At 74.0% G+C, this 25,811-nt stretch carries 27 protein-coding genes; 22 read left to right on the top strand and 5 right to left on the bottom strand.

Annotated elements, in window-relative coordinates:
- Positions 1-209: 209 nt before the first annotated feature.
- The 7 genes from ACH4J0_RS13805 to ACH4J0_RS13775 are packed head-to-tail and all read left to right on the top strand — an operon-like array spanning position 210 to position 9,037.
- Positions 210-1,733, top strand: coding sequence for a sugar transferase (locus tag ACH4J0_RS13805; RefSeq protein WP_396239598.1), 1,524 nt, complete (start codon positions 210-212; stop codon positions 1,731-1,733).
- A gap of 6 nt (positions 1,734-1,739) precedes the next feature.
- Positions 1,740-3,080: an O-antigen ligase family protein gene (locus ACH4J0_RS13800; protein ID WP_396239596.1), complete on the top strand. Its 1,341-nt coding sequence runs from the start codon at positions 1,740-1,742 to the stop codon at positions 3,078-3,080.
- Positions 3,077-4,909 (top strand): lipid II flippase MurJ, encoded by a 1,833-nt coding sequence (locus ACH4J0_RS13795; RefSeq protein WP_396239594.1) that lies wholly within the window; start codon positions 3,077-3,079, stop codon positions 4,907-4,909. Before ACH4J0_RS13800 ends, ACH4J0_RS13795 begins: the two co-directional genes overlap by 4 nt.
- Positions 4,899-5,780: a polysaccharide deacetylase family protein gene (locus ACH4J0_RS13790; RefSeq protein WP_396239592.1), complete on the top strand. Its 882-nt coding sequence runs from the start codon at positions 4,899-4,901 to the stop codon at positions 5,778-5,780. Before ACH4J0_RS13795 ends, ACH4J0_RS13790 begins: the two co-directional genes overlap by 11 nt.
- On the top strand, positions 5,777-6,892 hold the full coding sequence (locus ACH4J0_RS13785; RefSeq protein ID WP_396239590.1) for a glycosyltransferase: 1,116 nt from the start codon (positions 5,777-5,779) through the stop codon (positions 6,890-6,892). Before ACH4J0_RS13790 ends, ACH4J0_RS13785 begins: the two co-directional genes overlap by 4 nt.
- Before the next feature lie 46 nt (positions 6,893-6,938).
- Positions 6,939-7,880: a YveK family protein gene (locus ACH4J0_RS13780; RefSeq protein ID WP_396239588.1), complete on the top strand. Its 942-nt coding sequence runs from the start codon at positions 6,939-6,941 to the stop codon at positions 7,878-7,880.
- Positions 7,877-9,037: a GNAT family N-acetyltransferase gene (locus ACH4J0_RS13775; protein WP_396239586.1), complete on the top strand. Its 1,161-nt coding sequence runs from the start codon at positions 7,877-7,879 to the stop codon at positions 9,035-9,037. Before ACH4J0_RS13780 ends, ACH4J0_RS13775 begins: the two co-directional genes overlap by 4 nt.
- 7 nt (positions 9,038-9,044) lie before the next feature.
- On the opposite strand, the gene ACH4J0_RS13770 is transcribed toward ACH4J0_RS13775, so the two are convergent.
- Positions 9,045-10,250, bottom strand: a complete 1,206-nt coding sequence (locus ACH4J0_RS13770; RefSeq protein WP_396239584.1) for a glycoside hydrolase family 26 protein — start codon at positions 10,248-10,250, stop codon at positions 9,045-9,047.
- A 368-nt stretch (positions 10,251-10,618) separates the two neighbouring features.
- On the opposite strand from ACH4J0_RS13770, the gene ACH4J0_RS13765 reads away from it, so the two are divergent.
- The 9 genes from ACH4J0_RS13765 (at position 10,619) to ACH4J0_RS13725 (ending at position 17,536) form a co-directional block, all read left to right on the top strand.
- A complete protein-coding gene (locus ACH4J0_RS13765; protein ID WP_396239582.1) occupies positions 10,619-11,599 on the top strand; it encodes a hypothetical protein in 981 nt (326 codons plus the stop codon).
- Positions 11,600-11,801: 202 nt separating this feature from the next.
- Complete coding sequence (locus ACH4J0_RS13760; RefSeq protein ID WP_396239580.1) at positions 11,802-13,400, top strand: ABC-F family ATP-binding cassette domain-containing protein; 1,599 nt, start codon at positions 11,802-11,804, stop codon at positions 13,398-13,400.
- A 329-nt stretch (positions 13,401-13,729) separates the two neighbouring features.
- A complete protein-coding gene (locus ACH4J0_RS13755) occupies positions 13,730-13,963 on the top strand; it encodes a helix-turn-helix domain-containing protein (RefSeq protein ID WP_030285640.1) in 234 nt (77 codons plus the stop codon).
- Between the two features lie 232 nt (positions 13,964-14,195).
- Positions 14,196-15,002, top strand: coding sequence for an enoyl-CoA hydratase/isomerase family protein (locus ACH4J0_RS13750; RefSeq protein WP_396239577.1), 807 nt, complete (start codon positions 14,196-14,198; stop codon positions 15,000-15,002).
- A gap of 164 nt (positions 15,003-15,166) precedes the next feature.
- Complete coding sequence (locus ACH4J0_RS13745; protein ID WP_396239575.1) at positions 15,167-15,706, top strand: Asp23/Gls24 family envelope stress response protein; 540 nt, start codon at positions 15,167-15,169, stop codon at positions 15,704-15,706.
- A 27-nt stretch (positions 15,707-15,733) separates the two neighbouring features.
- Positions 15,734-15,925: a hypothetical protein gene (locus ACH4J0_RS13740; protein ID WP_030285647.1), complete on the top strand. Its 192-nt coding sequence runs from the start codon at positions 15,734-15,736 to the stop codon at positions 15,923-15,925.
- Positions 15,925-16,278 carry a hypothetical protein gene (locus ACH4J0_RS13735; protein WP_396239573.1) on the top strand — a complete coding sequence of 118 codons (354 nt, stop codon included), beginning with the start codon at positions 15,925-15,927 and terminating at the stop codon, positions 16,276-16,278. The genes ACH4J0_RS13740 and ACH4J0_RS13735 overlap by 1 nt, the downstream gene beginning before the upstream one ends.
- Entirely contained in the window at positions 16,275-16,901 is a 627-nt protein-coding gene (locus tag ACH4J0_RS13730) for a DUF6286 domain-containing protein (RefSeq protein WP_396239571.1), read from the top strand. Before ACH4J0_RS13735 ends, ACH4J0_RS13730 begins: the two co-directional genes overlap by 4 nt.
- On the top strand, positions 16,898-17,536 hold the full coding sequence (locus ACH4J0_RS13725; RefSeq protein WP_396239569.1) for an alkaline shock response membrane anchor protein AmaP: 639 nt from the start codon (positions 16,898-16,900) through the stop codon (positions 17,534-17,536). The genes ACH4J0_RS13730 and ACH4J0_RS13725 overlap by 4 nt, the downstream gene beginning before the upstream one ends.
- Before the next feature lies 1 nt (position 17,537).
- Here the strand turns inward: ACH4J0_RS13725 and ACH4J0_RS13720 are convergent, their stop codons facing one another.
- Complete coding sequence (locus ACH4J0_RS13720; RefSeq protein ID WP_396239567.1) at positions 17,538-18,299, bottom strand: SDR family NAD(P)-dependent oxidoreductase; 762 nt, start codon at positions 18,297-18,299, stop codon at positions 17,538-17,540.
- A 109-nt stretch (positions 18,300-18,408) separates the two neighbouring features.
- On the opposite strand from ACH4J0_RS13720, the gene ACH4J0_RS13715 reads away from it, so the two are divergent.
- A complete protein-coding gene (locus tag ACH4J0_RS13715) occupies positions 18,409-18,816 on the top strand; it encodes a MerR family transcriptional regulator (protein WP_396239565.1) in 408 nt (135 codons plus the stop codon).
- A 3-nt stretch (positions 18,817-18,819) separates the two neighbouring features.
- The gene (gene trxA, locus ACH4J0_RS13710) at positions 18,820-19,152 is read left to right on the top strand and encodes a thioredoxin (RefSeq protein ID WP_396239563.1); all 333 of its coding nucleotides are present in this window, start codon (positions 18,820-18,822) and stop codon (positions 19,150-19,152) included.
- Between the two features lie 24 nt (positions 19,153-19,176).
- Here trxA and ACH4J0_RS13705 read toward each other — a convergent pair whose 3' ends face one another.
- Complete coding sequence (locus ACH4J0_RS13705; RefSeq protein ID WP_396239561.1) at positions 19,177-19,980, bottom strand: SURF1 family protein; 804 nt, start codon at positions 19,978-19,980, stop codon at positions 19,177-19,179.
- Positions 19,981-20,011: 31 nt separating this feature from the next.
- A complete protein-coding gene (locus tag ACH4J0_RS13700; protein WP_396239559.1) occupies positions 20,012-21,007 on the bottom strand; it encodes a DEDDh family exonuclease in 996 nt (331 codons plus the stop codon).
- Between the two features lie 145 nt (positions 21,008-21,152).
- Here ACH4J0_RS13700 and ACH4J0_RS13695 point away from each other — a divergent pair, with 145 nt between their 5' ends.
- The 4 genes from ACH4J0_RS13695 to moaA all read left to right on the top strand — a co-directional run bounded on the left by ACH4J0_RS13695 (position 21,153) and on the right by moaA (position 25,505).
- On the top strand, positions 21,153-22,196 hold the full coding sequence (locus ACH4J0_RS13695) for a zinc-dependent alcohol dehydrogenase family protein (RefSeq protein ID WP_396239557.1): 1,044 nt from the start codon (positions 21,153-21,155) through the stop codon (positions 22,194-22,196).
- A 260-nt stretch (positions 22,197-22,456) separates the two neighbouring features.
- Positions 22,457-22,813 (top strand): DUF485 domain-containing protein, encoded by a 357-nt coding sequence (locus tag ACH4J0_RS13690; RefSeq protein ID WP_396239555.1) that lies wholly within the window; start codon positions 22,457-22,459, stop codon positions 22,811-22,813.
- Positions 22,810-24,417 (top strand): cation acetate symporter, encoded by a 1,608-nt coding sequence (locus ACH4J0_RS13685; RefSeq protein ID WP_396239553.1) that lies wholly within the window; start codon positions 22,810-22,812, stop codon positions 24,415-24,417. Before ACH4J0_RS13690 ends, ACH4J0_RS13685 begins: the two co-directional genes overlap by 4 nt.
- Positions 24,418-24,515: 98 nt before the next feature.
- A complete protein-coding gene (gene moaA, locus ACH4J0_RS13680; protein ID WP_396239551.1) occupies positions 24,516-25,505 on the top strand; it encodes a GTP 3',8-cyclase MoaA in 990 nt (329 codons plus the stop codon).
- 23 nt (positions 25,506-25,528) lie between these two features.
- Here the strand turns inward: moaA and ACH4J0_RS13675 are convergent, their stop codons facing one another.
- Positions 25,529-25,747 carry a hypothetical protein gene (locus ACH4J0_RS13675; RefSeq protein ID WP_396239549.1) on the bottom strand — a complete coding sequence of 73 codons (219 nt, stop codon included), beginning with the start codon at positions 25,745-25,747 and terminating at the stop codon, positions 25,529-25,531.
- Positions 25,748-25,811 lie beyond the last annotated feature (64 nt).

Raw genomic sequence — 25,811 nt, 5'->3', positions numbered from 1 at the left:
TCCGTCCCGGAAATTCCCGTCCGGTCCCGTCGCGGCCGCGTCCACGGTGGCCGGTATCTCCGCGATCGGCCCCTTCGCAGGACCATCGAGAGCCGCCAGCGATAGCAGGTGCTGCCAGGACCGCGCCCACCGGGCCGGGACGGCCGCCCCTCGTCCATCGGTGCGGGGGGCCGTCACCCCGGGCACACAGCAGGGGAGTTCGTGCGCTGATGACCATTGACCACGAGAGCGTGCCGCGATCCGGCGGGCCCCTGTCCGGACCGCGGCTGCCCGGCACCGGGCTGCTCGACCGGCCGACCGGGGCGGCGTACACCCGGGCCGTGCCGCCGCTCCGCCGGCACCGCAGGGCGACCCGTTCCCGGCTCGCCCTGCCGCTCGCGCTGGTCCAGGTCGACGCGATCGCGCTGTGCACCGCCACCGGCATCGCCAACCGGGTGATCGACCCGACCGTCCCGCTCGCCCCGCTGCTCGGCGCCGCCGCCGTCCTGCCCCTGCTCCTGCTGCTCAACCTGGCCGGCGGCCTCTACCGCAGCCGGCTCACCCTGTCCGTCCTGGACGAACTGCCCGCCCTCGCCGTCCGGGTCGTGGTCGCCACCGCCTTCGCCGTCACCCTGGCCGGCTGCCTCGACGGCCGCTGGCCCGACTGCGGCCCGGTCACCCCGGCCCGCCTCACCGCCCTGCTCGGCGCCCAGCTGCTGATCGCCGCCGTCGGCCGCGGCTTCCTCTACCACCTGGTCCGGCGGATCCGCCGCGGCCACCCCAGCCCCGTCCTGGTGCTCGGCGCCGGCCGGCTCGGCCGCAAGGTCGCCGCCGCCCTCAGCGAGCACGGCGAGTACGGCATGCGCCCGGTCGGCTTCCTGGACGCCGACCCCCCGCTGCTGGTCGGCGACACCGGCCTGCCCGTCCTCGGCGGACGCGAGGCGCTGGAGCGCGAGGTCCGCCGGCACCGGATCCACCACGTGATCGCGACCGCCGGAGCGGCCGACGAGGCCGAGACCGCCGCAGCCCTGCGCGACGCCGCCCGGCTCGGCTGCCAGGTCTGGCTGGTGCCTGCGCTGCGCGAGCACGGCTCGCTGCCCACCGCCCCGATCGCCGGCGCCGACCACCTCTGGGGCTTCCCCTGCCTGCGGCTCGGCAGCCCGGCCATGCGCCGCCCCGGCTGGGCCGTCAAGCGAGCCCTGGACGTCACCGCCGCCGCGGTCGGCCTGCTGCTGCTCGCCCCCGTCCTCGTGCTGTGCGCCCTCGCCGTCCGCTTCGACACCGGCCCCGGCGTGCTCTTCCGCCAGCAGCGCACCGGCCTGGACGGGCAGGTCTTCACCGTCCTGAAGTTCCGCACCCTGCGCCCCAGCAACGAGCACGAGTCGGCGACCCGCTGGAACATCTCCCAGGACCACCGGATGGGCGCCGTCGGCCGCCTGCTGCGCAAGAGCTCGCTGGACGAGCTGCCCCAGCTGTGGAACGTCCTGCGCGGCGACATGAGCCTGGTCGGCCCGCGCCCCGAACGCCCGTACTTCGTCATGCGGTTCAGCCAGGCCTACCCCGAGTACGCCGACCGCCACCGCGTCCCGGTCGGCCTCACCGGCCTCGCCCAGGTCAACGGTCTGCGCGGGGACACCTCGATCGAGGACCGGGCCCGTTTCGACAACCGCTACATCGAGAGCTGGAGCCTCTGGCAGGACGTCAAGATCCTGTGCCGCACCGCGGCCCTGATGCTCCACCCGGACGGGAGCTGATCCGGCGTGGCCCTGACTCTTCCGGCCCTTCCACGCCCGACCTCGCGGCGGGCCCTGCGCGCGCTCGCGGACCGGCCGAGCCTGCTCGCCGCGGCCACCGTCCTGCTGGTCTGCGTGCCCACCGGGGAGAAGGACGTCACCGCGGCCGTCCACGTCACCGCCGCCGACGTCGCCTCGCTCGCACTGGTCGCGCTCACCGCGCTCAACCTGCTGCGCGGACGGCTGCCCGCGATCAGCCGGGCCACCGGCGTGCTGTTCGGCGGCGTCGTGGTCGCCGCCGCCGTCGCCACCGCCGGCTCGATCGACCCGTCCACCAGTCTCACCGGCTTCGTCCGGCTCACCCAGGTGTTCGTCCTGGTGCCCGCCGCCGTGCTCTGCTCGCTGCGCGACCGCACCGACCAGCGGCTCGTCCTCGGCTCCTTCGTGCTCGCCGCCCTGATCCAGGGCGTGGTCGGCACGAACCAGTACCTCACCCGCACCGGCGCCTCCTACACCGGCCAGCCGATCCGGGCCGTCGGCACCTTCGGCGCGCTGGACATCATGGCGATGTCCGCCGTGGTCAGCTTCGGACTGCTCGCCGCCCTCGCCCTCGCCCTCGGCGAGCGCGGCCAGGGCGGCAACGCCCGGCTTCGACGCGCGATGTTCGCCGCCGCCGCCTTCCTGGCCTTCCCCCTCGCCGTCTCGTTCAGCCGCGGCAGCTGGATCGCCACCGGCGTCGCCGCCACCGTGCTGCTGCTGCGCGCGGACGCCCGGCTGCTGGTCCGCGGCGCGGTGCTGGGCCTGGCCGCGGCCGTCGTCCTGATCGGCGGCCTCGGCCTCGGCGCCTCCGGCGTCACGCAGCGGCTCAGCTCGATCGGCTCGGTCTCCGCCGCGCCCGACCAGTCCGTCTCCGACCGCTACGACCTGTGGACCACCGCCGGGCGGATCTGGCAGGACCACCCCGTCCACGGCGCCGGCCCGAAGGCCTTCCCCGAGCTGCGCGACAGCCACGCCCCGCTGCGGCTGTCCTCCGGCAGCGACGCCGCCGACTCCACCATCGGCTTCCAGCGCGAACCGCTGCTGTCCCCGCACAACATGTACTTCCTGGTGCTCAGCGAGCAGGGCCTGATCGGCATCACCGCCTACGCGGCCCTCTTCCTCGGCCTGCTGCTCGGCTGTCTCCGCCGCCGCGGCGGCACCGTCCTCGCCGCCCTCGCCCTGCTCACCTGGGTGCTGGTCGACTCCCTCTACGCCGACATCGGGGGCACCACCACCGTGCTGACCTCCGTCGTCCTCGGCCTGGCGGCCCGCGCGGCCCGCCAGGAGGCGCCCGGCGCCGGAAGTGACGAGCGGGCGATGGCACTGTGACCACGGACCGGCCCGCCGCACTCGCCTCCGCCCTGCCCGCCCCCCGCGGCGCCCCCGTCGAGGCCCCCGCCGCCGGGCCCGCCCCGGCGCCTCGGGGCGGGTTCCTCGTCAAGGCCTTCGGCATCACCGCCGTGCTCAGCGCGGCCGGCTCCGGACTCGGGCTGCTGCGCGACCTCCTGCTGGCCCGCTACTTCGGTGCCAGCCAGGGCACGGACGCCTTCCTGGTCGCCTGGACCGTCCCCGAGACGGCGGCACCGCTGCTGATCGAGGACGCCATGTCCTTCCTCATGGTGCCCGCCTTCGCCCTCGCCCTGGTGCTGCGCGAGGAGGACCCGGACGCCCCCGACCCGGTCCGCCACCTGGTCCGCGCCACCCTGCCCTGGCTGCTGCTGGCGCTCAGCGGGCTCGCGCTGGCCGTCGCCGTGGGCGCCCCCCAGCTGGTCGAGCTGCTCGCCCCCGGCCTGCCCGACCCGGGCCTGGCCGTCGTCTGCACCCGGATCACCGCGGTCACCGTGCTGCCCTTCGGGGTGGCCGGCTACCTGGCCGCCGCGCTGCGCGCCCACCACGGTTTCACCGCCCCGGCCGGCATCTACGTCGCCTACAACCTCGGCATCCTGGTCCTGCTGTTCGCCTTCCACGGCCTGCTCGGCGTGCGCTCCGCCGCCCTCGGCGTGGCGCTCGGCAGCCTGCTGATGGCCGGTCTTCTGGTCGGCCCGTTCCTGCGCCGGCTGTGGGCCGGCCACGCCGGCACCGGCCGCAGCGGGCGGGGCCGCAACACCCTGGTGCTGATGCCGCTGGCCCTGCTGCCGGTGGCGGCCTTCACACTGACCCGCCAGTCCCAGGTCTTCGTCGAGCGCTACCTCGGCTCGGTGCTGCCGCCCGGCACCATCTCGCACCTCAACTACGCCGCCAAGGTCTCCCAACTCGCCATGACGGCGGGCATCCTGATCTGCACCGTGACCTTCCCGTTGGTCGCCCGGGCGCTCGCGGCGGGGGACCTCACGGCCGCCCGCGACCGGGTCGAGAAGGACCTCGGACAGGCCGCGGCGGTCGTCCTGCTCGGCACCGCCTTCCTGATGGCCTGCGCCCCCTCGGTGGTCTCGATGCTGTTCCAGCGCGGCGCCTTCGGCCCCCACGACACGGCCGCCACCGCCGCCGTCATCCGGGTGTACAGCTTCGGCCTGCCGGCCCAGGCGCTGACCGGCGTGATGATCCGCCCGTACTTCTCGCTGTGCCCGGTGGTCCGCCGGGCCGGGGACCCGCGCGCCGAGGACGGCGGCCGCCGACTGCTGGACTGGTACCCGCTCGCCGCGATGCTGCTCGGCCTCGGCGTGACCGTGACCGTCGGCCTGCTCGCCACGCCGCGCTTCGGCGCCCTCGGCCTGGCCGCGGGCAACGCGGCCGGGATCACCACGACCGCCGCGCTGCTGCTGCGCGGCCTGGTGCTGCGCGGCATCCCGCTGCGGCTGCGCCGGGTGCTCGGCGGCCACGCCCGGCTGGTCGTCACCGCCGCCGGGGCCACCGCACTGGGCGCCGCCGTCGCCGGCCTGGCCGCCGACCCGCTGTTCTCGACCCTCGCCGGGGGCCTCGCCGTGGCGCTGGGCTTCGCCGCCCTCGGCACCGGAATCGGTGCGCGCGAGGTGCGCGGCCCGGTCCTCGCCGCCGCCCGGGCCATGGGTCGGGGGCCTCTCGGGCGGATCCCGTCGGACCCTCGGCGTCCGAGCGTGCAGCCCGCCGCGTCGTCAGCCGCCGATCCGACGAGGTCCGCCGGAGAGGCCCCCAACCCGCCAACCGTCGCCGATGAAGGGAAGCTTCCCCATGGACAGTGAACGGGGAACCGTCCGTTCGGCTCAGGCGGGCGTCACCAACGCCCCGCCCGACCGGGCGCGACTGCCCAGGAGCCGCCGTCCGGCCGGCGAACCCGCTGATCCCGGCTCCTCCTCGCCGTGGATCCTGATGTACCACTCGGTGGCGGTCGAGGAGGAGGATCCGTACCAACTCACCGTCAGCCCCGAGCGGTTCGCCGAGCAGATCGCCTGGCTGCACAGGCGCGGGCAGCGCGGGGTCTCGGTCCGCGAGCTGATGCGGGCCCGGGCCCACGGGCGCGACGACAAGCTGGTCGGCCTCACCTTCGACGACGGCTACGCCGACTTCGCCCGCTTTGCGGTACCGATCCTCCAGGCGTACGGCTTCACCGCCACCGCGTACGTGGTCGCCGACCTCCTCGGCCAGGACAACGGCTGGGACACCGAGGGGCCGCGCAAGAAGCTGCTCACCGTCGAGGAGGTCACCGAACTCGCCGCCGCCGGCTGGGAGATCGGCTCGCACGGCCTCGGCCACCGGGCACTGCCCGGCCTGCCCGCCGACGTCCTCGCGGTGCAGACCCGGGAGAGCCGGCGCCTGCTGGAGGAGGCGGTCGGCGGCCCGGTCACCGGCTTCTGCTACCCGTACGGCGCCGTCGACGCGCCCGCCGTCCTGGCCGTGCGCGACGCCGGGTACGACTACGCCTGCGCCATCGCCCACTCCCCGCTCACCGGCCGCTTCGCCCTGCCCCGCTGCTACGTCGGCGACCGCGACGGCGCCTGGCGGCTGCGCGCCAAGAAGGGCCGGCACCGGCTGCGGGACGCCGTCACCGAGCTGAGGCGCGGCCGCTTGACCCGGCCCGGAGGCGAGCGGACGGTCCCGGAGCGTCGACCGTGAAGGTGCTGCACATCGTCACCGGGCTCGCCTCGGGCGGCGCCGAGCGCCAACTCCAGCTGCTGCTGAGGCACCTGCCGCCGCACCAGCGGTGCGAGGTGCTCGCCCTGACCAATCCCGGTGCGGTCGCCGACGCGCTGCGCGCGGACGGGGTGACCGTCCACCACCTCGGCATGCGCGGCAACCGGGACCTCGGCGCACTGCCCCGGCTGGTCCGGCTGGTCCGGGCCGGCCGCTACGACCTGGTGCACACCCATCTGTACCGCGCCCAGCTGTACGGCCGGCTGGCCGCGCGGCTGGCCGGGGTGCGGGCCGTGGTCTCCACCGAGCACTCGCTGCACACCGGGGTGATCGAGGGCAGACCGGTCACCCGGGGCGTCAAGGGCCTCTACCTGGCCGCCGAACGGCTCGGCAGCACGACCGTCGCGGTCTCGCGGCAGGTCGCCCAGACACTGCGCTCCTGGGGTGTCCCGCCGGCCCGGATCGAGCTGATCCCCAACGGCATCGACACCGCCGGCTACTGCCGCCCGCCGGCCGAGCGGTCTGCGGCGCGCGGCCGGGTCCGGGCCGAACTCGGTCTGCCGGAGAGCAGTTGGGTGGTCGGCGGGGTCGGTCGGCTGGTCCCGGGCAAGCGCTTCGAGGTGCTGGTGACGGCGCTCGTCGACCTCGACCCCGCGACCCGGCTGGTGCTGGTCGGCGAGGGCCCCGAGCGCGCCGGACTGGAGCGCCGGGCCACCGAACTCGGCGTGCGGGAGCGGCTGGTGCTCACCGGCGAGCGCGACGACGTGCCCGATCTGCTGGCCGCGATGGACGTGCTGGCCGCCCCCTCCACCGCGGAGACCTTCGGCCTCGGCGTGCTGGAGGGCCTCGCGGCCGGGCTGCCGGTGCGGCACAGCGCCTGCCCGGCGCTGGACGAACTCCCGCCCAGCGCCGCCCCGCAGGCCCGCCGCATCCCCTCCGAGCCCGCCGCGTACGCCGCCGCGCTGCGTGACCTGCGACAGCTGAGCGGCCACATCGCCGGCCCGCTGCCGCACCCCCCGGCCGTCGGCCACTACGACATCGCCCGGGTCGCCGCCGACCTGGGCGCCCTCTACGACCGGCTGGCCCGCGTCTGACCGCCCGCCGCCGGTACCGCCGTCCCCGATCCAAGGAGTCACAGCCATGACCACACCGCGTCGAAGCGCCCGCCACCTGGTCCGCCGCTGGTGGCCGGTGGCGCTCGCGGTGCCGCTGGGCGCCGTGGCCGGCGCCGGGTACGCCGTCGTCTCGCACCCCTCCTACTCCGCAAGCGCCTATGTCCTGGTGGTGCCGCAGAACCCGGGGGAGGCGGGGACCGCGACCAACTTCGCCCAGGCGTACGGGCGGCTCGCGGGCCAGCCCCAGGTGCTCGCGGCCGCGGCCGCGGAGACCGGCCACACCCGGACCGAGCTGGAGTCCCTGGTGTCCGGGACGACCTCCCCGGACGCCCCGATGATCGAGATCACCGGCACCGGGTCCGGCGCCCGGGAGGCCGCCGGGACCGCCGACGCGGTGGCCCGCTCGCTGGTCGCCTTCGCCAACACCAGCAGCAAGGACACCAACGTCCGGCTGGTGACGCTGGCCCCGGCCGCCGCGCCGGACAAGCCGACCACGCCCTCCGCCAAGCTGGACGTCGCGGTCGGCGCCTCGGCCGGGCTGCTCCTCGGGTCGCTGGTGCTGATGACCCGTCGGCGCGGCGGAGCGGCCGCCGTCGAGGCGGAGACCCCCGAGACCCCCAGGACCCCCGAGACCCCCGGGACCCCGGCGGCGCCCGCGGTGCCGGTGGCGTCCGCGGCACCGAAGGCTCCCGAGCCCGTCGAGGCCGCCCCGGCGCCGGCGCCGGCGCCGGCTCCGGCCACGCCCCGCCCGCGCAGCGCGACGCAGAGCAGCCGGACCCGGGCGAAGGCCGAGCCGAAGACCGACCCGAAGGCCGAGCCCAAGACTGCCGCGAAGGCGGAGCCGAGGACTCCCGCGAAGTCCTCCGCGAAGACCGAAGCGAAGGCCGCAGCCGCCCCGGGTGGCAAGCCCGACACGGCGTCCGAGCCCCCGGTCGAGGAGAAGGCCGCTGCCGGGAGCGGGCGATGAGCACCGAGGCCCGCGCCGCCGGCCTGCCGGCCCAGTCGACCGCGCCCGTGTGGACCACCGAGCTGCGCCGCGAGGACGACGCCCTGGACACCGTCGCCGAGGAGTGGGACGACCTGGCGGCCCGCTGCCGGACCGCCACCTTCTTCCAGGCCGCCGCCTGGCAGCGCTCCTGGTGGCGCCACTACGGCCGCCCCGGCGCGCTGCTGGTGGTGCTGGTCCGCCGCGACGGCCGGCTGGTCGGCGCCGGCGCCTTCATGCGGCGCGGCGGCCCGTTCGGCGGTCTCACCGGCCTCGGCGCCGGGCTGGTCGACTACGGCGATGTCCTGCTCGACGACGACTGCGCCGACCGGGCCGCCGCCGAGTTCGCCGCCGCCCTCCCGCTCACCCGCCCCTGGCACTGGCTGGAGCTGCGCGAGGTGCACCCCGAGGCGGCGATGCAGCGGGTGTACGGGCACTGGCGCGGTTCCCGCCGCCGCCACGAGGACTCGCTGTGCCAGTACCTCCCGGCCGTCCCGATGGAGCGGCTGCTCAAGCGGGTGCCCGGCAAGACCGCCCAGCGCAGCCGGGTGAAGTTGCGCAAGATCGCCGAGGCCGGGGTGCGGGTCCGCTCCACGCCGCTGGACGAGGTGCCGGCCGCCCTGGAAGGGCTGCTGCGGCTGCACTTCCTGCAGTGGCAGGAGCGCGGCGTCACCGCCGAGCACCGCACCGAGCGCTTCGCCCGCCACCTGACCGAGTCCACCGTCGGCCTGGTCGCCACCGGCCGGGCGGCCGTCCACCAGTTCCACCTGGACGGCGAGCTGGTCGCGGTCAACCTGTTGCTGCTCTGCCCCTCCTTCGGCGGGCTGTACATGTACGGCGCCCACCCGTCGCTGCGCGAGCGGCTGGACATCGCCGGGCTGCTGTTCAGCGCGGCCCTGGACGAGACGGTCGGCGCGGGCATCCCGCTGCTCGGCCTGCTGCGCGGCCAGGAACCGTACAAGCAGCGCTGGCGGCCGGACCGGCTGCCCAACCAGCGTCTGCTGCTGGGCCCGGCCGGGGTGGCCCCGGCGGCCGCCGCCCGGGCCGGCGCGGTGCGCGCCCGGCACATGGCGGTGCAGCAGCTGCGCACTCGCTTCCCCCGGCTCAAGGAGGCGCTGCTGGCCCGTCGCCGGGCCTGACCGTCGTTCAGCGCCGCGACGGCGTCCCGGTCGCGGACGGGCTCGGCGACGCACCGGCGGAGGGGCTCGCGGTCGCGCCCGGAAGGACGGGCGGGCCCGGCCGGGTCGGCGCGGTGGGAGCACTGGGCGCCACCGGCGCGATCGGGGCCGGGGGCGCCGTCGGCACCACCACCGGCGCCCCCGGCGAACCGGACATCAGCTGCCTGAACGCCGCGGTCGAGCGCGGATTGCTCCGGCACTGGAAGAAGCCGTGCGGGCAGTAGTCGGTGACGGTCTGGTAGGCGGTGTCGTGGGTGCGCATCCAGTCGACCATCCGCCGGACGAACTCGGGGTTGTCGCCGTTGCGGAACAGCCCCCACTCCGGGTACGAGACCGGCTTGCCGCGCCTGGCCGCGAACTCCACCTGGTCCTGCAGCCCGTACGGCTCGCGCACGTAGTCGTCGAAGGTGCTGCCGGCCGGCTGGTCGTAGCTGTCCATGCCGATGATGTCGACCACGTCGTCGCCGGGGTAGCACTTGGTCCACGGGACGGCGTCCAGGCCCCGGTTGGGGGCGAAGTCGAAACGGAACCGCTGCCCGGGCACCGAGCGCATCACCCCGACGATCCGCCGCCAGTACGCCTTCCAGGCGGAGGGGTCGGGCTTGCAGCGGTGGGTGTAGGTGACGCCGTTCATCTCCCAGCCGAGGGTGATCACGGTGTCCGCGCCGCCGAGCGCCACCAGCCGGCGGGCGAGCCGGAGGAAGTGGCCGTCGAAGTCGCCGCGCGCGCCCTGGCCGAGCAGCCGGGCGACCTCGCCGTCCGGTACGTGCGCCTCGTTGGGGACCAGCATGGGCACGCCGAGCACCAGCAGCCGGGAGGGGTCGGCGAGCCGCCACTGCGACCACATGCCGAGCACCACCGGCTCGCCCTCGATGTCCGCCCAGCCGTTGCCCGCCAGATAGGTGTGGCCGACCTGCATGTTCGCGTTGCCCAGCCACTGGGCGTACTTGCCGATCTGCGGGATGTACTTGTCCCAGGAGCCGACGAAGGCGCCGAACGGCGGTTCGTGTTCGGGCCGCTGGACCGGTGGGCGGGGGGCCGCGCCGCGCGGCTCGAAGGCGTCCGAGGAGAGGGCGTGCCGTTCCGTCTGGCTGAGCGGCGTCCCGGCCGGGACGCTGGCCGGGGCCATCAGCAGCAGACTGGCGGCGGCCAGCGTCAGGCGGCCGATGCGCATGGTCTGTCCTCCGGACGTCGCGGGGCGGGGGTGGACGGTGACCCCGTCCACGGACGGTCGCGCCACGCTCGCCGACAGTAGGCCCGGCGACGGAGGGAAAAGCCGAATGTCACCCTAAAGTGGGCGATATTCGAACGCCGTCTGCCGCAACACCCCGTCGGTCCGGCCGCGTGTATCAGCTCTGTAACGGTCCGACGGGGCTGACGGGACCCGTCGCGGAGAGCCCGGCCGACCGGCCCGGGGCCCGACGGCGCAGGTGGGCGGGCGGGCGTACGGGACGGGGGCGCACGATCGGGCGTGCGGTGGGCGGGGCCGCCCGGGGGCGATTCCGGCTGACTCGCGCGCCCGGTGAAAGGTACGCTCCGGCCGTGTCCTGGAAGCCGCCGCGTGTCCTCACCCCCCGTTCGATCCTGCCTGCCCTGGCGGTGATGCTGGTCCTTGCGGCCGGTGCGGCGGCGCACGCGAACAAGCCGGTGCCGTTCGGCGACCGGGTGGCGGGGCCCGGGGACGCGGACGCGACCCCGGTGAACTCCCAGTCGGTCAGTTCGGCCGAGCTGGACCTCAAGGTGGTCGGCCCCGGACTGGAGGCGTACCACAAGGAGACCGGCGAGCGGGCCTGGACGTACCGCCGAGAGGGCGCCGAAGCGCTCTACCTTGCGATGGCCGGCGACAACGCGATCGTGGTCTGGGACGACGGCCTGGTCACCTCGGTGCGCCCGGGCGACCACGAGGTGCGCTGGCACCGCGCCGTGCCGGGCCTCGCGGACTACCTGCGGGCCGACGGCGAGCCGGGCGCGGACAAGCGGACCGACGCCCAGCGCAAGGACGCCGCCGAACAGCGGGCCGCTGCCGCGCTGCACACCGTCCAGCGGGACGGTTCGCCCTGGCTGGCCGTGGTGACGCCGAACCTGACCATGGGCCTGCGCGACGCCGACGGTGACCTGCGGTACAACGACCGGCCCTCCAACGGCTGCCTCTACGACCCGCTGCGCACCGTCCACACCGACTACGCCGTGCTCATCCCGCGCACCTGCACCAACGGCAGCGGGGTGGCCGTCTCCGGCGGCATCACCGGCTACCGGCTGGACAGCAACGGGTGGTCGATGATCACCGGGCCGGCCGCGACCGTGAAGGCGCTGGACGGCAGCCGGGTGGAGATCACCGACGGCCCGGTCGTGCCGCCCAAGGTCTTCGACACCAAGGCGGCGGCCCCCGAGACAGCTTGTTCCAGTGTGGACGCGCCGTTCGCCGCGGTCCGCCCGCGGAGCGGCTGCGCCGACCCGTCGGCGAGCCCGACGGCGACCGTCCCCGCGGCCCCGGCGACCGACGCGGCGGCCGCGCAGCAGTAGCCGAGCCCCTGCGGGTACCCCGGGGCGGTAGTCCCCGGGGCGTTTCGCGCGGCCCGGTAGACTGGCCGCCATGGCTATCTTCTCCGGGCAATAGCGGGCGGCGGCGCCCAGTTCCACCGCGCCGACCGCCGATGAAGCCCCACTTCCCGCAGCCCGGGCCCGTACCCGGCCGCCCGCCCACGTCCCAGGAGTAGTCCCAGCCATGATTTCCGCCAACGCCCTCGAACTGCGTGCCGGTGCCCGGATCCTGATCGAGTCCGCGAGCTTCAAGGTCGCCGCCGGCGACCGGATCGGCCTGGTCGGGCGCAACGGTGCCGGCAAGACCACGCTCACCAAGGTGCTGGCCGGCGAGGGGCTGCCCGCCGCCGGTACGGTCACCCGTTCGGGCGAGGTCGGCTACCTCCCGCAGGACCCGCGCACCGGCGACCTGGACGTCCTCGCCAAGGACCGCATCCTCTCCGCCCGCGGCCTCGACACCGTGCTGAAGAAGATGCGCGAGAACGAGGACCGGATGGCCAACGGCAAGGGCGCCACCCGGGACAACGCGATGAAGAAGTACGCGCGCCTGGAGACCGAGTTCCTCACCAAGGGCGGGTACGCCGCCGAGGCCGAGGCCGCCACCATCGCCGCCGCGCTGGGCCTGCCGGACCGCATCCTGGGCCAGCCGCTGCACACCCTCTCCGGCGGTCAGCGCCGTCGCGTCGAGCTGGCCCGGATCCTGTTCTCGGACTCCGACGTGCTGCTGCTCGACGAGCCCACCAACCACCTGGACGCGGACTCGATCGTCTGGCTGCGGGACTTCCTGAAGACCTACAAGGGCGGCTTCATCGTCATCTCGCACGACGTCGACCTGGTCGAGACGGTCGTCAACAAGGTCTTCTACCTGGACGCCAACCGCTCCGCCATCGACGTCTACAACATGGGCTGGAAGCAGTACCAGCAGCAGCGCGAGGACGACGAGAAGCGCCGCAAGCGCGAGCGGGCCAACGCCGAGAAGAAGGCCGCGACCCTGAACGCGCAGGCCGACAAGATGCGTGCCAAGGCGACCAAGACGGTGGCCGCCCAGAACATGGCCCGCCGCGCCGACAAGCTGCTCTCCGGTCTGGAGCAGGTCCGGGCGAACGACAAGGTCGCCAAGCTGCGCTTCCCGGACCCGGCCCCCTGCGGCAAGACCCCGCTGACGGCCAGCGGCCTGTCCAAGTCCTACGGCTCGCTGGAGATCTTCACCGACGTCGACCTGGCGATCGACCGGGGCTCCCGGGTCGTGGTGCTGGGCTTCAACGGTGCCGGCAAGACCACCCTGCTGCGGATGCTGGCCGGGGTGGAGGCGCCGGACACCGGCGAGGTGATCCCGGGCCATGGTCTGAAGATCGGCTACTACGCCCAGGAGCACGAGACGCTCGACGCGGAGCGCAGCGTCCTGGAGAACATGCGCTCGGCCGCGCCGGACACCGACCTGGTGCAGATCCGCAAGATCCTCGGGTCGTTCCTGTTCTCCGGCGACGACGTCGACAAGCCGGCCGGGGTGCTCTCCGGTGGTGAGAAGACCCGTCTGGCCCTGGCCACCCTGGTGGTCTCCTCCGCCAACGTGCTGCTGCTGGACGAGCCCACCAACAACCTCGACCCGGCCAGCCGTGAGGAGATCCTGGGCGCGCTGCGCGAGTTCTCCGGTGCGGTCGTGCTGGTCACCCACGACGAGGGCGCGGTGGAGGCGCTCGACCCGGAGCGGATCATCCTGCTGCCGGACGGGGTCGAGGACCTGTGGAACCCGTCCTACGCCGATCTGGTCTCGCTGGCCTGACCGGATGTAGACGCCCCATCCGCTTTTCGGACCAGAAAATCTAGTCTTTTCGGCGTGTCCGGGAATGAAGAAGACCCGGATTCCGTTTAAGCACTTCCCGTCGGCCCCGCCACTCGATCGTGGTCGGGCCGACGCTGCTGATCAGCTCTTTCTCGGCATGCGGCGGCACCCCACCTGGGGGCGTGCACTCTGCGTGAGCGCCGTTGTGCACTCGGATCACCACCGCAGGACCACGCATTTGCGACATCGACCTTGTCGAATGGGTGGCCAGGACGCGGTCGATGGGTGATCATGGGAATCTGACCGAGCAACGCTACGAGGAGGCACGGGTGGCCGAGACTCTGAAAAAGGGCAGCCGGGTGACCGGTGCCGCGCGTGAGAAGCTCGCGGCCGATCTCAAGAAGAAGTACGACTCCGGGGCGAGCATTCGCGCTCTCGCGGAGGAGACCGGTCGTTCGTACGGCTTCGTGCACCGGATGCTGAGCGAGTCCGGAGTGATCCTCCGGGGCCGCGGTGGTGCCACGCGGGGCAAGAACAAGGCGACTGCCGCGGCCGGTTCCTGACGGTCCGTCGGCTACAAGCTGGGTGGCGCGGCGGCAGGGCGCCGACCGAGGAGACGACAGCTGACCACAGCTGGGCGTCCGCCCTCGGGTCGAGTGGACCGGCCGCCGATCGTCATGTCCGGAACCCGGCCCCCTCTCCCCGTGCCGATCTTTCCGGGCCGGGGCTCTGCCCGTCCGCGTCCAGGTTTGTTACTCTCCGGTAGCCACGTCCCCCGCCACCGGAGGTTTCCGCATGAACGCCCCCGCCACCGACCCGCAGGCCCCGAGCTGGGAGCGGGACGGCGTCCGCCTGGAGATCGACGGCGAGCTCGCCGTCGTCACCCTCTGTCAGCCCAAGCGGCGCAACGCCCAGTCGCCCGCGCTCTGGCGCGCCCTCGCCCAGGCCGGGCGCGAACTGCCCGGCAGCGTACGGGTGGTGCTGCTGCGCGCCGAGGGCGTCTCCTTCTCGGCCGGACTGGACCGGGCCATGTTCACCCCCGAGGGCATCCCCGGCGAGCCCACCTTCCTCCAGCTGGCCGGCTCCGCGGACGAGGAGCTGGACGACGCCATCGCCTCGTACCAGGAGGCCTTCACCTGGTGGCGGCGCGCCGACCTGGTCTCCATCGCGGTCGTCCAGGGCCACGCGGTGGGGGCGGGCTTCCAGCTCGCGCTCGGCTGTGACCTGCGGGTGGTGGCCGACGACGTCCAGTTCGCGATGAAGGAGACCTCGCTCGGCCTGGTCCCCGACCTGGCCGGCACCAAGCCGCTGGTCGAACTCGTCGGCTACGCCCGGGCGCTGGAGATCTGCGCGACCGGCCGCTGGGTCGGCGCGGAGGAGGCCGTCGCGATCGGGCTGGCCAACCTGGGTGTCCCCGGCGAGGAGCTGGACTCCGCCGCCCGGGACCTCGCAGCCGCCCTGCTGGCCGCTCCGCGCGGGGCCGTGATCGAGACCAAGGCGCTGCTCCAGGGCGCCTCCGGTCGGTCGTACGACGAGCAGCGTTCGGCCGAACGGGTGGCACAGGCGCGACGGCTGCGGGAGCTCGCCGGTATCGGCGACTGACCGTCGTCGAGGTGCTGGGAGGCCCGGCCCCGGGAGAGCCCCGGTGCCGGGCTCGGCGTTTCCGGACGCTTCCGAGGGCGCGCTCGGCGGGCGGGGGTCGTGGCGAAATGCCAGAGTTGGAGAGGTTTGCGATATAGCTGGAGCCGCTACGAGGGAGATGCCCCATGCCTGAAACTCCGACGCCAGCGACCATGCACAAGACCCCCGGCGGTGCGACGGCGCCCGGACCGCTCGCCGGTGCCAGACCCGTACCGGGCACGAGCGCGGGCGGGGACGGCGGACGGTCGGCCGGTGAGCGCGGCCGTACGGTGCTGGCCGTCGGCGTGGTGGAGAAGGTCGCCGGGATGGCCGCCCGCGAGGTCGCGGGCATCCACGCGCTGGGCTCCGGGCTGGCCCGCACCTTCGGCGCGATGCGGGACCGGGTGCCCGGCGGCAAGTCCAGTGTCGGGCGCGGGATCAAGGCCGAGATCGGCGAGAAGCAGACCGCGATCGACATCGCCCTGGTGGTGGAGTACGGCGTGGTGATCCCCGAACTCGCCCGCCAGGTGCGGGAGAACATCATCGACGCGGTCGAGCGGATGACCGGCCTGGAGGTCGTCGAGGTCAACATCGCCGTCAACGACGTCCACCTCCCGGACGAACCGGAGTTCGAGGAGGAAGAGGAGCAGGTGACGGCACCCGGACAGCGACCCAAGCTCAAGTAGCGCCCGGCGAGGACGAGGGAGTAGCGGATGAACCTGGCCATCGTCGGCCTGGTGGTGGGCATGGCCCTCGGCTTCGCCGGGTACTTCGGCGGGTTCGCGGCGTTCCTGCTGGTGGCGGCGCTCGGACTGGTCGGCTTCGTGGCCGGGCGGCTGCTGGAGAGCGACATCGACCTGGGCGACCTCGGGGACCTGCTCCGCGGCCGCGACCGGCGGCGCTGATGGGGACCTCGGTTCCCGCTCCTGCCCCCGCCCCCGGCGCGGCCCGCCGGGGGCGGCTCCGGGTCGCCGACCGGGTGTACGCACGGATCGCGGGGAAGGCGGCCCGGGAGGTGCTCGCCGAGGCGTGGGCCGGGCGGTCGGTGAAGGGGGTGCCACCCCGGGTGACGGTGGCCCGGCCGGGCAGCACGGTGACCGTCCGGGTGGCCGTCGACGCGCCCTTCCCCGCCGACCTCGCGGGCCTCGCCCGGGCCGTACGGGAGCGGGTGGCGACGCGGGTGGTCGGGCTGACCGGGACCAGGGTGTCCGAAGTGGTCGTGGAGGTCGAGAAGTTGGTCGCCGGGGGAGCGTGGTGAGCCGGGGCGGGGAACGGACCGACCCCGGGGTCGGCTCGGCGCGGAAGGTGCCCCGGCTGCGGGCGGGGCGGGCGGCGACGGCGGCGGTGGTCGCCACGGTGGTGCTGGTGGCGGCGGGGGCGCTGCTGTACGACGTGGTCGCGGTGCGGGCCGGGCAGCCGGCCCGGCGGTGGCGGGCGCAGTTCGCGGACGAGCTGGCCACGCGTCACCTGGACGACCCGTGGGTGCTGATCGGGGCCGGGGGCTCGGTCCTGCTGGGCGGGTGGCTGCTGTGGCTGGCGATCGCTCCCGGGCTGCGGCGGTGGCTGGTGCTGCGGCCGTACGGGGGGACGGGAGCGGCGATCGAGCGGGCCGGGATCGAGCACCTGCTGACGGACCGGGCCGCCGGGCTGACGGGCATCGACCACCTGCGGATCAGGGTCGGGCGGCGGCGGGTGCGGGTGTCGGTGAGCGGGCCGGTGGATCCGGCGGTGGTGCAGCGGCAGCTGCGGGAGGAGCTGGGACGGGTCGGCCTGGCGCGGCCGCTGCGGCTGGATGTGCGGTCCTGGCGCGGGGCGGCCGGAGGGGTGGCCGACGGGGCACCCGATCAGCCGGACGACCGGGCGGGGGAGGCGGCGGGGTGAGGCGGACGGTCGTCAACCGGCTGCTGCTGGGGCTGGTGGGAGCGGTGCTGCTGGGGGTCGGGGTGCTGGTGCTGGCGGGCGGGCTGGACCTGTACCGGCGGCTGGGTGTCGATCCGCCGGGCTGGTGGCCGCTGACCTCGCCGGACCAGCCGGTGCTCAGCGCGCGCTCCCGGGGGCGTTGGGTGGAGTCCTCCTGGTGGTGGCCGACGGTGATCGGCGCGCTGGCGGTGCTGGTGGTGGGGATGGCGTGGTGGCTGGTCGCGCAGGTGCGGCGGACCGGTCTGCACCGGATCGACGTGCCGACTCCGGGGGCGGGCGGACTGCGGCTGAAGGTGAGCGCCCGGGCGCTGGAGGAGGCGCTGGAGCACGGCACGGCGGTGCTGCCGGAGGTCGAGCGGGCCGGGGTGCGGTTGGTGCGGGCGCCCGGACACCCCCGGCTGCGCGGAGCCGTACGGCTGACGCCGGGCGGGGATCCGGTTGGGCTGGTGGAGCACTTCGAGGGCGGCCCGCGGGTGGACGCCGTCCGGAGCCTGGGGCTGGCGGAACTGCCGGCGGACCTGCGGATCCGGGTGTTGCGGGAGGCCCCCGCCGAGCGGCGGCGCCGGGGTCGGCGGGGGCACCGTCAGCTGGAGTAGCTCAGAGGGAGCGGAGGGCGCCGCCGTCGACGGGGACCATCACGCCGGTCAGGTAGGAGGCGGCGGGGGAGAGCAGGAACGCGGCGACCGTGCCGAACTCCTGGGGGGTGCCGTACCGGCGGAGCGGGATGGTGGCGCCGGCCTCGGCGCGGGCGGCCTCCGGGTCGGGGGTGAGCGCGTCGAGTTCGCGGACCCGGTCGGTGTCGATCCGCCCCGGGAGCAGGCCGAGCACCCGGATGCCGCGGGGGCCGAGCTCGTCGGCGAGGGACTTGGCGGCCATGGCGAGGCCGGGGCGCAGGCCGTTGGAGATGCCGAGGCCGGGGATCGGCTGGCGGACCGAGCTGGAGAGCACGAAGCCGATCACGCCGCCGGAGGGCAGGGCGGCGGCCGCGGTGCGGGCGAGGCGCAGCGCGCCGAGGAAGACGGACTCGAAGGCGTCGCGCCAGGCGGACTCGGGGGTGGTCTCGACCGGGCCGGCCTGGGGGCCGCCGACGCTGATCAGGATGCCGTCGAAGCGGCCGAAGCGCTCGTTCGCCTCGGCGATCAGGCGCTCGGCCGCGTCCGGGTCGGCGTTGTCGGCGACCAGGCCGTGGGCGGTGCCGAGGGCGTCGAGCTCGGTGACGGCGGCGTCGACGGCATCCCGGGTGCGGCCGCTGACCAGCACGTGGGCGCCTTCGGCGACGAGTTCGCGGGCGGTGGCGAGGCCGAGGCCCCGGGTGGCGCCGGTGACGACGTAGGCCTTGTTCTTCAGTCCGAGATCCATGGGGACATCTTGCCGGACAGGACCTGGGCCGCCCGCGGATTCGCACTGGCGTTGACGTCGGGGAGAAGGTTTACGGTCGGTACCGGCTGTTCGGGAGGAGTGGTTCGGCGTGCGGATCGGGGAGTTGGCGGAGCGGGCGGGGACGACCACACGGGCGTTGCGGTACTACGAGCAGTTGGGGCTGTTGCCGGCCCGGCGGGCGGGCAACGGGTACCGGGCGTACGACGAGGGCGACCTGCGGCTGCTGCGGGAGATCCGGATGCTCCGGGACTTCGGCTTCGAACTGGAGGAGACCCGGCCGTTCGTGGAGTGCCTGCGGGCCGGGCACCCGGACGGGGATTCGTGCCCGGCCTCGCTGGAGGTCTACCGGCGCAAGCTCGCCGAGCTGGACGAGTGCATCGGTCGGCTCCAGGAGGTGCGCGCGCACGTGGCCGGGCAGTTCGAACGGGCCGTTCGGGCGCGGGACGAACTCGCCGTCTCCGAGCAGCCGCCCCTGTGTGAACTGACGGAGGAGTAGACGATGGTGCAGATCGCGGGTGTGCCGGCGGTGACGGACGAGACCTTCGCGGCGGAGGTGCTGGCGGCCGAGGGGCCGGTGCTGGTCGACTTCACGGCGGACTGGTGCCCGCCGTGCCGGATGATGGCGCCGGTGCTGGCGGACGTCGCGCGGGAGGAGGCCCACCGCATGCGGGTGGTGAGCGTCGACGTTGACCGCAACCCCCGGACCCAGGCGGCGTACGGGGTGCTGTCGATGCCGACGCTGATGCTGTTCCGGGGCGGGCGGCCGGTGCGGTCGGTGGTGGGCGCCCGGGCGAAGGCGCGGCTGCTGCGGGAGTTGGAGGACGTCCTCTAGGACGTCCTCCGGTGCGGCCGGGCCTCAGGCGGGAAGGGCGTCGAGCTCGACCTCGGGCTCGGCGGCCTGCTTGGCGCGGTCCTTGGCCTCGCGCCGGATGAGCACCCAGACGCCGACCGGGATCATCGCGGTGAAGAGCCACCACTGGATGGCGTAGGCCATGTGCGGGCCGATGTCCGAGTGGTCGGGCTCGGGGATCAGCTCGGGCTGGTCGGCCGGGGCCGGGGTGGTGGCGGTGAGCTCCAGGTAGCCGCCGAGGAGGGTGGTGCCGGTCTCCCTGGACTGCTGTTCGGTGTTGATCAGGTTGAACTGGCGGGCGGGGAGACCGGCCCGGTCCTTGACGAAGCCGCCGCTGCTGCCGGTGGTCTCGTCGGCGCGCAGCCGGCCGGTGAGGGTGACCTCGCCGGCCGGGGCGGCCGGGACGGGCGGGTACTCGGTGGCGCCGTCACCGGAGGGGACCCAGCCTCGGTTGACCAGGACGGTGCCCTTGCCGTCCGAGAGCTTCAGCGGGGTGACGACGAAGTAGCCGATGGTGCCGTTGGAGTCGGTCCGCTTGCGGACCACGAACTCGTGCGCCGGGTCGTACTGCCCGGTGGCCGTCACGGCGCGCCAGGTGAGGTCGGAGGGCACCGTGGCGCCGGGGGCCGGCGACAGGGTGTCGAAGGGCGTCGGGGATGCCGTGAGGGCCTTGCCGATCAGCTCGTTCCGGGCCACCCGCGCCTCGTGGCGGTGCAGCTGCCAGAAGCCCAGCTTGATCGTCGCGGGGATCAGCAGCAGCCCGATCAACATGGTGATCAGCCACTGGCGGGTCAGCAGAAATCGGTACACATGGGAACGGTACGCCGACCTCACAACCGACTCACGCACCGGGGTGCGGGGCGACCTCGCGCAGCAGCTGGAGGAAGGCGTCCTCGGTGACGATCGGGGTGCCGACGTCGCGGGCCTTGCGGGCCTTGCCGCTCCAGCTGGTCGGCTCGTTGGTGACCAGCAGGCTGGTCAGCCGGCTGACGGAGGTGGCGATGTGCAGGCCGGCCTCGACGGCGCGGTCCTCCAGCACCTCGCGGTCGGTGGCGGTGTCGCCGGTGAAGGCCACCCGCATGCCCTGGACCAGCGGCTTTCCGTCCTCCCAACGCCCCGGGTTGGGGTACGGGCAGGGCGGGCGCTTCTTGGCCTGGCGGTACTGGGAGCCGGTCCAGTTGCTGCGGCCGGGGGTGGCGGGCTCGTCCTCGCCGAGGTCGGTGACCGCGACGCAGGTCTGCAGCGGCAGCGGGAGGCCGGCCAGCCGGGCCAGGCGCAGGCTGGGGCGGAACGCCTCGGCGAGCACCCGGGCGTCGTCCAGGGCGTTGTGGGCCTGGCGCTGCTGGACGCCGAAGTGGGCGGCGAGCGAGGAGAGTTTGCCGTTGGGCAGCGGGAGGCGCAGGTCGCGGGAGAGCACCATGGTGCACAGCCGCTGCTCGACCGGGGCGCGGCGGCCGGCCCGGGAGAACTCGCGGGAGATCATGTTCCAGTCGAAGAGCGCGTTGTGGGCGACCAGGACGCGGCTCTCCAGCCGCGCGGAGAACTCGTCGGCGATCTCGGGGAAGGTCGGGGCGCCGGAGAGCAGTTCGGCGGTGAGGCCGTGGATCCAGACCGGGCCCGGGTCCCGCTCGGGGTTGACCAGGGTGTACCAGTGGTCGGTGACCTCGCCGTCGTGGTCCAGCTGGTAGACGCCCGCCGAGATGACGCGGTCGGAGCGGCCGAGACCGGTGGTCTCGACGTCGACGACCGCGAAGCCCTCGGCGGGGGCGGCGGAGCGCTGGGCGGGGACCGGAGCGGTCCGCGGCGCGCCGTACGTCTCGGGCTGGATCGGTTGCATGGTCCAACAGGATAAGGGGCGAGCCGGTCGGGTCCGGTCGGCATGTTCCGGCCGGGCGGCCGGAATAGAGTGGTCGGCGGGGGTGTCGTACATCTGGTCGAGATCGTTTCCGGCCGCCCGGCCGGATTTGTGTGAGGAAGAACGCATGCGCGCCACGGTGATCCACGGACCGAACGACATCCGGATCGAAGAGGTACCGGACCCGGTGATCCAGCACCCGACGGACGTGGTGCTGCGGGTGGTGAACGCCTGCATCTGCGGCAGTGACCTGTGGGCCTACCGCGGGGTGGCCCAGCGGGTGGCCGGGCAGCGGATCGGGCACGAGTTCCTGGGCGTGGTCGAGGAGGTCGGCGCCGAGGTCCGCGGCTTCGCGAAGGGTGATCTGGTGGTCGCCCCCTTCGTCTGGTCGGACGGCGTCTGTGAGTTCTGTCTCGAAGGGCTGCAGACCTCCTGCCCGCACGGCGGGTTCTGGGGGCAGGTCGGCTCGGACGGCGGCCAGGGCGAGGCGGTCCGGGTGCCGTTCGCGGACGGCACGCTGGTGAAGCTGCCCAAGGAGGCGGCGGGTGACGAGAAGCTGCTGCCGGGGCTGCTGGCGCTGTCCGACGTGATGTCCACCGGGCACCACGCGGCGGTGTCGGCCCGGGTGCGTCCGGGCGCGACGGTCGCGGTGGTCGGCGACGGCGCGGTGGGCCTGTGCGGCGTGCTGGCGGCGAACCGGCTGGGCGCCGGCCGGATCATCGCGCTGGGCCGGCACCCCGCCCGGACCGAGCTGGCCCGGCGCTTCGGGGCGACGGACGTGGTGGCCGAGCGCGGCGAGGCCGCGATCGAGGCGGTGAAGGAGCTGACCGGCGGGCTGGGCGCGCACGCGGTGCTGGAGGCGGTCGGCACCGAGGAGTCGATGCGGACGGCGATCTCGATCACCCGGGACGGCGGCGCCGTCGGTTACGTCGGTGTGCCGCACGGCGGCAGCGCGGGCGTCGACATCGGTCAGATGTTCGGCCGAAACGTTTCGCTCAACGGCGGGGTCGCGCCGGCCCGGGCGTACATCCCCGAACTGCTGCCGGACGTGCTCTCGGGCGCGATCGAGCCGGGCCTGGTCTTCGACCGGACGGTGAACCTGGACGGCGTGCCGGACGGCTACCGGGCGATGGACGACCGCTCCGCGCTGAAGGTCCGCATCGCGTTCTGACGCATCGTCAAGAGGGGTGGCACCGTTGGTCGGTGCCGCCCCTTTTCGGTGGCCGGGGCCGGATCCTTGAGTGACAGGAGAGGTGTTTTTCAGCCAAATGGATAGTCTGACGGAGTGAACGTCCGACTGATCGCGGCCAACCCCTTCCGGGGTGGGCGTGGCGCTCCTAGCATTGCGCGGCGCACACGAGGAATGTGATGCCCCTCACGTTCGATTCATTCCCTCGTGTGACCGCCACGCCGAAGGAGTGAGGAGACAGAGTGGATTCGCCGCCGATCACCACTACCGCCACGGACGTCCAACTCATCGACGACAGCGAGGAGTTCCGTGCCCTGCGGCGCTCGTTTCGGAGCTTCGCCTTCCCGGTCACCATCGGTTTCGTGCTCTGGTACCTGCTCTACGTACTGCTCTCCTGCTACGCCCCCGGCCTGATGGGCGCCAAGGTCCTCGGGCACGTCAACGTGGCCCTGGTGCTCGGGCTGCTGCAGTTCGTCACCACCTTCGTCATCGCCGGCTGGTACGCCCGCTACGCGGACCGGCGGATCGACCCGCCCGCCGCGGCGATCCGCCAGGCCCACGGCGCCGTCGTCCACGCCCCCCGGGAGGCCGCCGAATGACCGTGCTCGCCAGCTCCGCCACCGATCACCGCGGCCTGACGATGGCCCTGTTCGGGCTCTTCGTGCTGACGACCCTCGCCATCACCCTCTGGGCCGGGCGGCAGAACCGCAGCGCCTCCGACTTCTACGCCGGCGGGCGCGGTTTCACCGGCTTCCAGAACGGCCTGGCGATCTCCGGCGACTACATGTCCGCCGCCTCCTTCCTCGGCATCGCCGGCACCATCGCGCTGGCCGGCTACGACGGCTTCCTGTACTCGATCGGCTTCCTGGTCGCCTGGCTGGTCGCGCTGCTGCTGATCGCCGAGCCGCTGCGCAACTCCGGCCGGTTCACCATGGCGGACGTGCTCGCCTTCCGGATGCGCCAGCGCCCGGTGCGCACCGCCGCGGGCGTGTCCACCATCGTGGTGTCGATCTTCTACCTGTTGGCCCAGATGGTCGGCGCGGGGACGCTGGTCGCCCTGCTGCTCGGGGTGGAGGGCAACGCCGCCAAGCGCTGGACCGTCGTCGCGGTCGGCGCCCTGATGATCATCTACGTGGTGATAGGGGGCATGAAGGGCACCACCTGGGTGCAGATCGTCAAGGCCGTGCTGCTGATCGCCGGCGCCGCGCTGATGACCGTCCTGGTGCTGGCCAAGTACCACTTCAACCCCTCGGAACTGCTCGGCGCGGCGGCGAGCGCCAGCGGCAAGGGCGAGGCCTTCCTCCAGCCCGGGCAGAAGTACGGCACCGGCACCGCCAAGCTCGACTTCATCAGCCTCGGCATCGCGCTGGTCCTCGGCACCGCCGGTCTGCCGCACATCCTGGTCCGCTTCTACACCGTGCCCACCGCCAAGGCGGCCCGGAAGTCGGTGCTCTGGGCGATCGGCATCATCGGCGTCTTCTACCTGATGACCCTGGCGCTCGGCTTCGGCGCGGCGGCGCTGGTGGGGAGCAAGCGGATCAAGGCGGCCAACGCGGCCGGCAACGCGGCCGCCCCTCAGCTGGCCGAGGCGCTCGGCGGCGGCAGCGGCACCACCGGCGGGGCGATCCTGCTCGCGGTGATCTCGGCGGTCGCCTTCGCCACCATCCTGGCCGTGGTCGCCGGACTCACCCTTGCCTCCTCGGCCTCCTTCGCGCACGACCTGTACGCCAACGTGATCCGGCGCGGGAAGGCGAGCGAGCGGGAGGAGGTGCGCTCGGCCAAGTGGGCGGCCGTCGGGATCGGCGCGGTCGCGATCGTGCTGAGCCTCTACGCGGACAAGCTCAACACCGCCGCCCTGGTGGCGCTGGCCTTCGCGGTGGCGGCCTCCGCGAACCTGCCCACGCTGCTCTACTCGCTGTTCTGGAAGCGCTTCACCACCGCCGGCGCGGTCAGCTCGGTCTACGCCGGCCTGATCAGCTCGGTGCTGCTGGTCGTCTTCTCCCCGGTCGTCTCGGGCAGCGCGACCTCGCTCTTCCCGCACTCCGACTTCCACTGGTTCCCGCTGGAGAACCCCGGCCTGGTCTCCATCCCGATCGGCTTCCTGGCCGGCTGGCTGGGCACCCTCCTGTCCAAGGAGCGCCCCGACCCGGCGAAGTACGCTGAACTGGAGGTCCGCTCGCTCACCGGGCTGGGCGCCCACTGATCGTTGCGGCATGACTATGCTGGCCCGGCCCCGCCGCGATGGTGGCCGGGCCGGCTGCTTTCTCGGGAAGCCGGCCGCTATTCGGGAAGGGAAGCCACGTGCTGCTCGACACTTTCGGACGGCAGGCCGTCGACCTGCGGGTCTCCCTGACCGACCGGTGCAACCTCCGCTGCACGTACTGCATGCCGGAGGAGGGCCTGCAGTGGCTGGCCAAGCCCGACCTGCTGACCGACGAGGAGATCGTCCGGCTGGTCACCCTGGCCGTGCGCGACCTGGGCGTGCGCGAGGTGCGCTTCACCGGCGGCGAGCCGCTGCTGCGGCCCGGCCTGGTCGCGATCGTGGCCGCCTGCTCCGAGCTGGAGCCGCGGCCCGAGCTGTCGCTGACCACCAACGGCATCGGGCTGGCCCGCACGGCCACCGCGCTGCGCGAGGCCGGGCTGGACCGGGTCAACGTCTCGCTGGACACCCTCGACCCCGAGGTGTTCTTCGCTCTCACCCGCCGTCGGCGCCACCAGGACGTGCTGGACGGGCTGGCCGCCGCCGAGGCGGCCGGGCTGGCGCCGGTCAAGCTGAACTCGGTGCTGATGCGCGGGGTCAACGACCACGAGGCGGCCGGCCTGCTGGCCTGGTGCCTGGAGCGGGGCTACGAGCTGCGCTTCATCGAACAGATGCCGCTGGACGCCCAGCACGGCTGGGACCGCTCGTCGATGGTCACCGCGGGCGAGATCCTCGAACTGCTGCGGGCCCGCTTCGAGCTCACCCCCGAGCCGTCCGCGCGCCGGGGCGCGGCCCCCGCCGAGCGCTGGGTGGTGGACGGCGGCCCGGGCCGGGTCGGTGTGATCGCCTCCGTCACCCGGCCGTTCTGCCGGGCCTGCGACCGGACCCGGCTGACCGCGGACGGCCAGGTGCGCAACTGCCTGTTCGCGACCGGGGAGACCGACCTGCGCACCGCGCTGCGCTCGGGGGCGGACGACGCGGAGCTGGCCGCACTGTGGCGGGCGGCGATGTGGGGCAAGAAGGCCGGGGCCGGGATCGACGACCCGGAGTTCCACCAGCCCGAGCGGCCGATGTCGGCGATCGGCGGCTAGGTGTACAGCTGGGGCCGGGGTCGCTAGTCCTCCGCGGAGTCCCAGTCGGCGAAGGCGACGACCTCCTTGAGGAAGCCGCGCACGCCCAGGAACTGGGACAGGTGCTCGCGGTGCTCCTCGCAGGCGAGCCAGGTCTTGCGGCGGTCCGGGGTGTGCAGCTTGGGGTTGTTCCACACCAGCACCCAACGGGCGTCCGCCCGGCAGCCCTTGGCGGAGCAGATCGGGGTCTGCGGGGTCTCCATCGGGGGCCGTCCTCGGGTGCTCGGCGGGTGCGTCGTCACCGCCAGTCTGTCACGCCGTTCCGCC

The sequence above is a fragment of the Kitasatospora sp. NPDC017646 genome (assembly GCF_044329365.1).
Classification (GTDB): domain Bacteria; phylum Actinomycetota; class Actinomycetes; order Streptomycetales; family Streptomycetaceae; genus Kitasatospora.
This window is presented reverse-complemented; position numbering and strand designations above follow the sequence as displayed.

What these genes read in the sequence shown, in the direction of transcription:
- ACH4J0_RS13780 (WP_396239588.1), top strand. Translation starts at nt 6,939, where the DNA reads ATGACCACACCGCGTCGAAGCGCCCGCCACCTGGTCCGCCGCTGGTGG.
- ACH4J0_RS13675 (WP_396239549.1), bottom strand. Translation starts at nt 25,747, where the DNA reads ATGGAGACCCCGCAGACCCCGATCTGCTCCGCCAAGGGCTGCCGGGCG.
- ACH4J0_RS13720 (WP_396239567.1), bottom strand. Translation starts at nt 18,299, where the DNA reads ATGGATCTCGGACTGAAGAACAAGGCCTACGTCGTCACCGGCGCCACC.
- ACH4J0_RS13745 (WP_396239575.1), top strand. Translation starts at nt 15,167, where the DNA reads ATGCCTGAAACTCCGACGCCAGCGACCATGCACAAGACCCCCGGCGGT.
- ACH4J0_RS13700 (WP_396239559.1), bottom strand. Translation starts at nt 21,007, where the DNA reads ATGCAACCGATCCAGCCCGAGACGTACGGCGCGCCGCGGACCGCTCCG.
- ACH4J0_RS13760 (WP_396239580.1), top strand. Translation starts at nt 11,802, where the DNA reads ATGATTTCCGCCAACGCCCTCGAACTGCGTGCCGGTGCCCGGATCCTG.
- ACH4J0_RS13735 (WP_396239573.1), top strand. Translation starts at nt 15,925, where the DNA reads ATGGGGACCTCGGTTCCCGCTCCTGCCCCCGCCCCCGGCGCGGCCCGC.
- ACH4J0_RS13770 (WP_396239584.1), bottom strand. Translation starts at nt 10,250, where the DNA reads ATGCGCATCGGCCGCCTGACGCTGGCCGCCGCCAGTCTGCTGCTGATG.
- ACH4J0_RS13775 (WP_396239586.1), top strand. Translation starts at nt 7,877, where the DNA reads ATGAGCACCGAGGCCCGCGCCGCCGGCCTGCCGGCCCAGTCGACCGCG.
- ACH4J0_RS13685 (WP_396239553.1), top strand. Translation starts at nt 22,810, where the DNA reads ATGACCGTGCTCGCCAGCTCCGCCACCGATCACCGCGGCCTGACGATG.
- ACH4J0_RS13805 (WP_396239598.1), top strand. Translation starts at nt 210, where the DNA reads ATGACCATTGACCACGAGAGCGTGCCGCGATCCGGCGGGCCCCTGTCC.
- ACH4J0_RS13790 (WP_396239592.1), top strand. Translation starts at nt 4,899, where the DNA reads ATGGACAGTGAACGGGGAACCGTCCGTTCGGCTCAGGCGGGCGTCACC.
- ACH4J0_RS13740 (WP_030285647.1), top strand. Translation starts at nt 15,734, where the DNA reads ATGAACCTGGCCATCGTCGGCCTGGTGGTGGGCATGGCCCTCGGCTTC.
- trxA (WP_396239563.1), top strand. Translation starts at nt 18,820, where the DNA reads ATGGTGCAGATCGCGGGTGTGCCGGCGGTGACGGACGAGACCTTCGCG.
- ACH4J0_RS13750 (WP_396239577.1), top strand. Translation starts at nt 14,196, where the DNA reads ATGAACGCCCCCGCCACCGACCCGCAGGCCCCGAGCTGGGAGCGGGAC.
- ACH4J0_RS13695 (WP_396239557.1), top strand. Translation starts at nt 21,153, where the DNA reads ATGCGCGCCACGGTGATCCACGGACCGAACGACATCCGGATCGAAGAG.